Origin of the sequence: Campylobacter sp. RM19073 (assembly GCF_024723495.1) — a bacterium.
Taxonomy (GTDB): Bacteria; Campylobacterota; Campylobacteria; order Campylobacterales; family Campylobacteraceae; genus Campylobacter; species Campylobacter porcelli.
Window position 1 is genome coordinate 79,327 of the sequence record NZ_JANQCT010000005.1, and the last position, 7,676, is coordinate 87,002.

General features: G+C 34.9%; 8 protein-coding genes. All 8 read left to right on the top strand.

Annotated elements, in window-relative coordinates; genetic code table 11:
- Positions 1–24: 24 nt before the first annotated feature.
- The 8 genes from rlmB (at position 25) to trxB (ending at position 6,778) form a co-directional block, all read left to right on the top strand.
- Entirely contained in the window at positions 25–711 is a 687-nt protein-coding gene (gene rlmB / locus CSUIS19073_RS03320) for a 23S rRNA (guanosine(2251)-2'-O)-methyltransferase RlmB (protein ID WP_086242220.1), read from the top strand.
- On the top strand, positions 704–1,597 hold the full coding sequence (locus CSUIS19073_RS03325) for a hypothetical protein (RefSeq protein WP_086237780.1): 894 nt from the start codon (positions 704–706) through the stop codon (positions 1,595–1,597). The genes rlmB and CSUIS19073_RS03325 overlap by 8 nt, the downstream gene beginning before the upstream one ends.
- Positions 1,591–2,409 carry a hypothetical protein gene (locus CSUIS19073_RS03330; RefSeq protein WP_086237781.1) on the top strand — a complete coding sequence of 273 codons (819 nt, stop codon included), beginning with the start codon at positions 1,591–1,593 and terminating at the stop codon, positions 2,407–2,409. Before CSUIS19073_RS03325 ends, CSUIS19073_RS03330 begins: the two co-directional genes overlap by 7 nt.
- 10 nt (positions 2,410–2,419) lie before the next feature.
- Complete coding sequence (locus CSUIS19073_RS03335; RefSeq protein WP_086237782.1) at positions 2,420–3,628, top strand: LL-diaminopimelate aminotransferase; 1,209 nt, start codon at positions 2,420–2,422, stop codon at positions 3,626–3,628.
- On the top strand, positions 3,625–4,890 hold the full coding sequence (locus tag CSUIS19073_RS03340; protein ID WP_086237783.1) for a homoserine dehydrogenase: 1,266 nt from the start codon (positions 3,625–3,627) through the stop codon (positions 4,888–4,890). The genes CSUIS19073_RS03335 and CSUIS19073_RS03340 overlap by 4 nt, the downstream gene beginning before the upstream one ends.
- A 2-nt stretch (positions 4,891–4,892) precedes the next feature.
- On the top strand, positions 4,893–5,231 hold the full coding sequence (locus tag CSUIS19073_RS03345; protein WP_086237784.1) for a YraN family protein: 339 nt from the start codon (positions 4,893–4,895) through the stop codon (positions 5,229–5,231).
- A gap of 174 nt (positions 5,232–5,405) precedes the next feature.
- A complete protein-coding gene (gene trxA / locus CSUIS19073_RS03350; protein ID WP_086237785.1) occupies positions 5,406–5,720 on the top strand; it encodes a thioredoxin in 315 nt (104 codons plus the stop codon).
- Between the two features lie 119 nt (positions 5,721–5,839).
- Positions 5,840–6,778 carry a thioredoxin-disulfide reductase gene (gene trxB / locus CSUIS19073_RS03355; protein ID WP_086237786.1) on the top strand — a complete coding sequence of 313 codons (939 nt, stop codon included), beginning with the start codon at positions 5,840–5,842 and terminating at the stop codon, positions 6,776–6,778.
- Positions 6,779–7,676 lie beyond the last annotated feature (898 nt).

The following is a 7,676-nucleotide window of genomic DNA, read 5'->3' on the forward strand; positions in this document are numbered from 1 at the left end:
GGGCTTTTAGATACCATAAGCACTATGATTGTCTATGGAAAACAGCTATTTTTACATTTGTTAAAACATCACAAAGAGAAGCTTGAAGAGATATATCTAGCAAAAGAGGTTCAAAAAGATATATTCAACCAAATAGCAAAAGTTGGCTTGAAAATTCAAAAAGTTGATAATCAAAAAGCTCAAGCACTCGCCCGTGGTGGCAATCATCAAGGCTTTTTAGCAAAGGTAAAAGAGTATGAATTTGCCACTTTAAATGAGATTAAAAAGTCTGATTATTTGGTAGTTTTATATGGTTTAAGCGATGTGGGAAATATCGGTGCTATAGTAAGAACTGCATATGCCCTAGGAGCTGGAGGAGTAATCGTAGTAGGAAAAAACCAAAATCTAGCAATACAAGGCATAATACGCTCTAGTAGCGGTGCGGCGTATGAGTTGCCAATCGCTCTTTGTGATGATGGATTGAGCTTTATCAATGAGTTAAAGCAGGTTGGATTTAAAATTTACGCTGCAAACGCTGGTGGCAAGAGTGCTAAAGATTTTAAATTTACCCCTAAAACCGCTATAATTATGGGTAGTGAAGGTGAAGGAATACCAAATAAGGTATTACAAAAGTGTGATAATATCCTAGGCATAAATATGCGTAGGGATTGGGATAGCTTAAATGTCAGCGTGGCATTTGGAATATTATTTGATAGGATTGTAAATGGCTAATGGTATAGAAAAACTTTTAGAAATGGATCTTAAAGAGATCACTAAACGCACTCATATAGAGACTGAATATTTAGAGTATATGTGTGAGAAAAATTATGAAAAACTTCGTAAATTAAACGCTTCTGGCTTTGCTAAAATCATAAGTCGTGAGTATGGGCTAGACCTTCAAGATTGGATAGATGAGTATAATGCTTATTGTAAAGAAAATGGTTGTGCTGGTAGCTCTAATTGCAGTGTGGCACCTAAAATTCCAGCATATACTCCAAAGAGCGATAATAGCAAGGCTCTAACGATAATTTTAATCATAGCTTTAATAGCTGTAGCTATCGTTTGGCTGATTAAATTTACCAATATTTTAGATGGTATAGAGTTGCTAAATTTTGAGAAAAACCAAAGCATTGCATACTCCGCTACCACGGTAGTAGAATCCGCTAAAGAGAATTTAAAAAGCACAGATAGCGTAGCGGCACAAAATGATGAAAATATCACTAATATAGAAGATAACAAAACTCTAGCTATAAGCGATGATAACGCCACTATAACAGAATCAAATTCAACCATCCAAAGCATAGAGATTCAAACTCCACAAATAGTAAATCAAGCAGATAAAATAGCTAAAATTATCCCAGCTAAATCCATTTGGATAGGCATCAAAAACATAGATGGCAAAAATAAAAAATCATACACAACCAAAAATGCTTTAGATATAAATTTAAGCATAGACCAACTAATCCAAACAGGCCATGGTGAGCTTACCTTAGAATTAGATGGCAATCAGAAAAAATTTACATTGCAAAAACCATTGAGATTTGTAGTAGAAAATGGAGTTATAAAAGAGATTGATTATGCTGAATTTGTCAAGCTAAATAGAGGCGCTCAATGGTAAAATCAATATCTCTATTATTTATCCTTGCTATGAGTTGTTTTGGCTTTGATCTATATAGCAATATTAAAAGCATTATATCAGAACAAACTTACGCTAAAAATAGAGATAAAATAGAAAAAATATTTGCTATACAATCTGAATTTATAGATAATAACGGCAACCCAAACTATGCTAAAATCACAAATACCCTAAGGGTAAATTCGCTTTTAAATATTAGCTACTCTAAGCCTGTAAATTTAGAAATTGCATTTTATAGTCCAACTTCTGATATTTTGATGTTTAAGAGTATATCTGAAGCACTAAAAAGCATTGGATACTCATATTTTTTAAGCAAATCTTTAAAAAGCAACACCGAAGGGATAGTCTGGCAAATTTCAATGAGCTCAAGATTTATCCTTGACCCTGGCACACTATATAAAGAGCTTGGCAAAAACCAGATATTTATCAAAGATATTAAGCGTGATGGAGAATTTAGCTTCACTTATAGCATTGATGCTTCTAAGGCTGTGCTATCTACTCATGATTATATTAGCGATGTAGAATTTGACCTTGCTAAGCCACTTGAGCCATATTTTTTAAATATAAATCAAAAGAGTGAAGCATTGATAAAAAGCTATATATCAGATAGCTGGATATGCGATATAAGGGTGCTTGATAGGGATTTAAATTTAATAACTCAGATCAAATCAGATAAGCCAGAAAAGGAAATTTATATCAAATTTCCTCCAAATTCATACTATTTACTCATAGATGATGCTTTTAGCTTAGAAAATATTAAACGAGGTTTAAAAATTTATATAAAATCAAATTAAGGAGTTAGTTGTGTTTGATGAGATAAGGTTTAATACCATTGAGAGATTGCCAAACTACGCTTTTGCAGAAGTCAATGCCATTAAAATGGCAGCAAGAAGAGATGGTGCTGATATTATAGATTTTTCTATGGGAAATCCAGATGGCAGGACACCGCAGCACATAATAGACAAACTATGCGAAAGTGCTATGAAAGATAAAACACATGGCTACAGCGTCTCTCAAGGTATCTATAAACTTCGTGTTGCGATATGTAATTGGTATAAGCGAAAGTATGGCGTCATCTTAGACCCTGAAACAGAAGCAGTCGCCACTATGGGTAGCAAGGAGGGCTTTGTCCATTTAGTTCAAGCTATAACCAACCCAGGAGATGTCGCCATCGTGCCTGATCCTGCCTATCCTATACACACTCAAGCATTTATTATAGCTGGTGGCAATGTAACCAAAATGCCTCTAATCTATAATATAAATTATGAATTAGATGAGAATAAATTCTTTGAAAATTTAGAAATCGCCATAAAAGAGAGCATACCAAAACCAAAATATGTAGTGGTAAATTTCCCTCACAACCCAACTACAGTAACATGCCAAAAGAGCTTTTATGAAAGGCTTGTAGAGACTGCAAAGCGTGAGAGATTTTATATAATTAGCGATATAGCTTATGCTGAGCTTACATTTGATGGATACAAAACTCCAAGCATATTTGAAGTAGATGGCGCTAAAGATGTGGCCGTAGAGTGCTATACTCTATCAAAATCATATAATATGGCAGGTTGGCGTGTAGGCTTTATCTGTGGAAATAAAAAGCTAGTAGCAGCACTTAAAAAGATAAAATCTTGGTTTGATTATGGAATGTTTACTCCTATTCAAGTAGCAGCCACCGTGGCACTTGATGGCGATCAAGATTGCGTTGAGCAAATCAGACAAACTTATGAAAAGCGAAGAGATACTCTCATAGAGGCATTTAGTGCAGCTGGCTGGGATATAGCCAAGCCAAGAGCTAGTATGTTTGCTTGGGCAAAGCTTCCACCACAAGTAGGCAACATAAGTAGCAAAGAATTTGCCAAGCAGCTATTAACCAAAGCCTGTGTAGCTGTAAGCCCTGGGGCTGGATTTGGCGTAGCTGGAGATGACTATGTAAGAATAGCTTTTATAGAAAATGAAAATAGAATTCGCCAAGCTGCAAGAAATATCAAAAAATATCTAAAAGAAGTCCAATGAGAGTAGCAATATTAGGCTTTGGAACGGTAGGAAGTGAAGTTGCTAATGTCCTTATAAAAAATAGCGACTTAATAGCCTCTAGAGCTGGTGTAAGCATAGAGCCCGTAATAGGTGTAGTAAGAGATCTATCCAAGCACAAAAACCCTATAATCCCACTAAGCGATGATCTTCAAAGTGTGATAGATAGAGATGATATAGATGTATTTGTAGAGCTTATGGGTGGGATCGATAAACCATATGAGATAGTAAGCAAAATTTTAGAGCGTAAAAAGGCGGTAGTAACGGCAAATAAAGCCCTTTTAGCATACTATAGAAATGAGCTTGAAGCATTAGCTGGAGATACGGCATTTGGCTATGAAGCTAGTGTCGCTGGTGGAATTCCAATCATAAAAGCCCTAAGAGAGGGATTAAGTGCAAATCATATCCAAAAAATTATAGGGATAATGAATGGCACTAGCAACTATATTTTAACAAGTATGATGAGTAGTGGAATTCAATTTGATAAAGCTCTTAAAATGGCTCAAGAGCTAGGATATGCTGAAGCAGACCCGACATTTGATATAGGCGGATTTGACACGGCTCATAAATTGCTAATTTTAGCTAGTATTGCCTACTGCGTACATGCTAAACCAGAAGATATTATGATAGAGGGCATAAGTGAAATTAGCAGTGAAGATATATATTTTGCTAATGAATTTGAATATGCCATTAAGCTTTTAGCCATTGCTAAGCGTGATGAAGGCACCTTAGAGCTAAGAGTTCATCCAGCATTTATAAGCAAGGATAAGATGCTAGCAAATGTAAATGGAGTTATGAATGCTGTAAGCGTCGTAGGCGATGCTGTGGGAGAGAGCTTATTTTATGGGGCTGGTGCTGGTGGAAGTGCTACTGCAAGTGCTGTTATAAGTGATTTAATAGATATAGCTAGAGAGATTAGAAACCCTATGCTTGGCTATAAAGCACCACTTGAGTCCTTGCCACTTAGGTTATTAAAACCAAATGAGATCAAAACTAAATATTATTTAAGATTAAAAGTTGCTGATGAAGTGGGGGTTTTGGCTAAGATTACGAATTTAATGAGCCAAAATAATCTCTCAATAGATAGCTTCTTGCAAAAAGCCAAAAGCAAAGATAATGAGTATGCTACACTATTTTTTACCACTCATACTTGCTTAGAGGCTGATATGTTAAGAGTGATTGATAACCTAAAAAACGAAAACTTCATCAAGGCTAAGCCATTTATGATTAGGATTGAGAGTTAAATTTGGGCTTAAAAGAGTATCTTTTTGGGCATGAATCTGAGAAAAAAGCAGCCAAATATCTGGCCAAAAATGGCTATAAAATTTTGGAGTTAAACTACAAAACCAAATTTGGAGAGATTGATATTATCGCTAGTAATGGATCAACTCTCCATTTTATCGAAGTTAAAGCCTCTACTAAAGATTATCAAACAATTTATAGAGTAACCAAATCCAAATTAGAAAAAATAATTAAAGCTATAGATTTTTATATGCTAAGTTTAAACTCAAATATTCCTTATCAAATTGATTTAATCTGCATTAATGGCGAAGATATAGAATTGATAGAAAATATCACATATTGATTAAATTTCTTGCCATATTTTTTTAAAATTTAATAATTAATAAAATTTATTAACTTTTATATTTTATAATATTTTCTGATTTGATGAAGTTTGAGTTACCTAAAATTATGTTTGTTATTTTTAGTTTAACTTTTTTAATGTATAATTTTACTATAAACCATAAAGGAGATAAAAATGGGTAAATATATTGACTTAACTGCTGAAAATTTCAATATCGCTAAAGAGGGTGTCGCTTTAGTGGATTTCTGGGCTCCATGGTGCGGACCATGCAGAATGTTAGCTCCAGTTATTGATGAATTAGCCGAAGAGTTCGATGGCAAGGCAAAAATCTGCAAAGTAAATACAGATGAAGTTCAAGATTTGGCTGTAGAGTATGGCGTTCGCTCTATTCCAACTCTACTATTTTTCAAAAATGGAGAGATTAAAGATACTTTAATCGGTGCTCAATCTAAAACTGCAATCGCAGAAAAAATAAACTCACTTCTATAATTAACAGGGGCTGTAAGCCCCTAACTCACTTCAATTCAAATCATTCTTTTATATCAAATTTATTTTTATGTAATATCTGTAAATATTATATAGATATAAATTTAAAATTAGGAGAAACTATGTTAGATGTAGCTATAATCGGTGGGGGACCAGCTGGTCTTAGTGCAGGGCTTTATGCTACTCGTGGTGGGTTAAAAAATGTCGTAATGTTTGAAAAAGGAATGCCTGGCGGTCAAATCACCAGTAGCTCTGAGATGGAAAACTACCCTGGCGTAGCAACCGTAATGGATGGTATGAGTTTTATGGCTCCATGGCTTGAGCAATGCACAAGATTTGGTCTAAGGCATGAGATGGCTGGAGTAGAAAAAGTATCTAAAAATAGCGATGGTAGCTTTACTATTACCTTAGAAGGTGGCAAGACAGAAGAGGCAAAAGCGGTGATTGTCTGCACAGGCTCAACTCCAAAAAGAGCTGGATTTAAAGGTGAAGATGAATTTTTTGGCAAAGGAGTTAGCACTTGCGCTACTTGCGATGGATTTTTTTATAAAAATAAAGAAGTAGCAGTTTTAGGTGGTGGCGATACTGCTATTGAAGAAGCTGAATATTTATCAAGAATTTGCTCAAAAGTCTATTTAATCCATCGCCGTGATACATTTAGAGCAGCTCCAAGCTCTGTTGAAAAAGTTAAGAAAAATGAGAAAATAGAGTTAATCTTAAACGCTACAATAGAAGAGGTATATGGCGATAGTGTAGCCGGTGTAAAGGGCGTTAAAGTTAAATTAAATGATGGAAGTATAAGAGATTTAGTCGTTCCTGGAATATTTACATTTGTTGGGTTAAATGTAAGAAATGAAGTTTTAAAAGATGGAGATAAATTTATTTGCGATATTTTGCCTACTGGTCAAGTCAAAGTAGATCTAAAAATGCAAACTTCAACTCCAGGGCTATTTGCCGCAGGAGATTTAAGACAAGATGCACCTAAACAAGTAGTTAGTGCAGCTGCTGATGGTGCTGTAGCCGCACTTAGTGCGATGAGCTATATTGAGAGCTTACATTAGCATTAAAGCCACTTATTAATTTAAGTGGCTCTTTTACTAAATTTTATATACAAATATTTTAAAAAATAATAAAATTTATTTATGCTAATCTTAATATAATTATTAAATTTAATAGTAAAAATAATGCCAATAAGTGTATATATAAAACCTTTAACTACTATTATAATCTAAACAATTACCATTATAAAAAGCATAAGTAAAAATCTATACATAACACTCTTAAGGATTTTGCTATTAAAACATGCGTTACTCTTATGCTTTACACTCTCTTTGAGAAAGTTCCTATTTTTACTTCGCTAGAGCCAAGCTAATCTTTGCGACCAAAGTTTTTTAAATTCTTTTCTTTAAAGGACAGGGGAAACTAAAATTTGAAAGCCAAAACAGTTTCCCCTATCCCTTAAAAATCAGGGCCCCTTCCCAGTTTGGCATTTTTATTTTATAAAAAGCCATATTAAACCTGAGCGTAGCTCAGCAACATTAGAAGGCTTTTACAAGGGGTTGGGGGTTGTTAAGGGGGAAGGGGTAGCGTCTGCCAAAAAGCGTCCCCCTTCCCACTTAAATATTTACTTCGCAGACTAGCAAAGCTAGTCTTTACGACAAGGAGCTACGCTCCCTTGACCCACCTGAAGTTATCTATCCGACAAATGCGGATAAAATTATAGTTTAACTTCGCTAGAGCCAAGCTAGTCTTTGCGACAAACTTTTTTAAATTCTTTTCTTTAAGGGGCAGGGGAAACTATTTTTAACTTCGCAGTGGAGCAAAGCTCCACTTTGCGACAAGAAGCTACGCTCCCTTGACCCACCTGAAGCCCCACAAGTGGGGTACCCCATTTATGGGGACTTTAGTATTTGCTACTTTAGCACGGACTTCGTTCGTGCGTTAAAAGTAGGTAAAAAT

Coding starts and splice junctions, on each gene's coding strand:
- rlmB (WP_086242220.1), top strand. CDS start 25: ATGATTGTCTATGGAAAACAGCTATTTTTACATTTGTTAAAACATCAC.
- CSUIS19073_RS03325 (WP_086237780.1), top strand. CDS start 704: ATGGCTAATGGTATAGAAAAACTTTTAGAAATGGATCTTAAAGAGATC.
- CSUIS19073_RS03330 (WP_086237781.1), top strand. CDS start 1,591: ATGGTAAAATCAATATCTCTATTATTTATCCTTGCTATGAGTTGTTTT.
- CSUIS19073_RS03340 (WP_086237783.1), top strand. CDS start 3,625: ATGAGAGTAGCAATATTAGGCTTTGGAACGGTAGGAAGTGAAGTTGCT.
- trxA (WP_086237785.1), top strand. CDS start 5,406: ATGGGTAAATATATTGACTTAACTGCTGAAAATTTCAATATCGCTAAA.
- trxB (WP_086237786.1), top strand. CDS start 5,840: ATGTTAGATGTAGCTATAATCGGTGGGGGACCAGCTGGTCTTAGTGCA.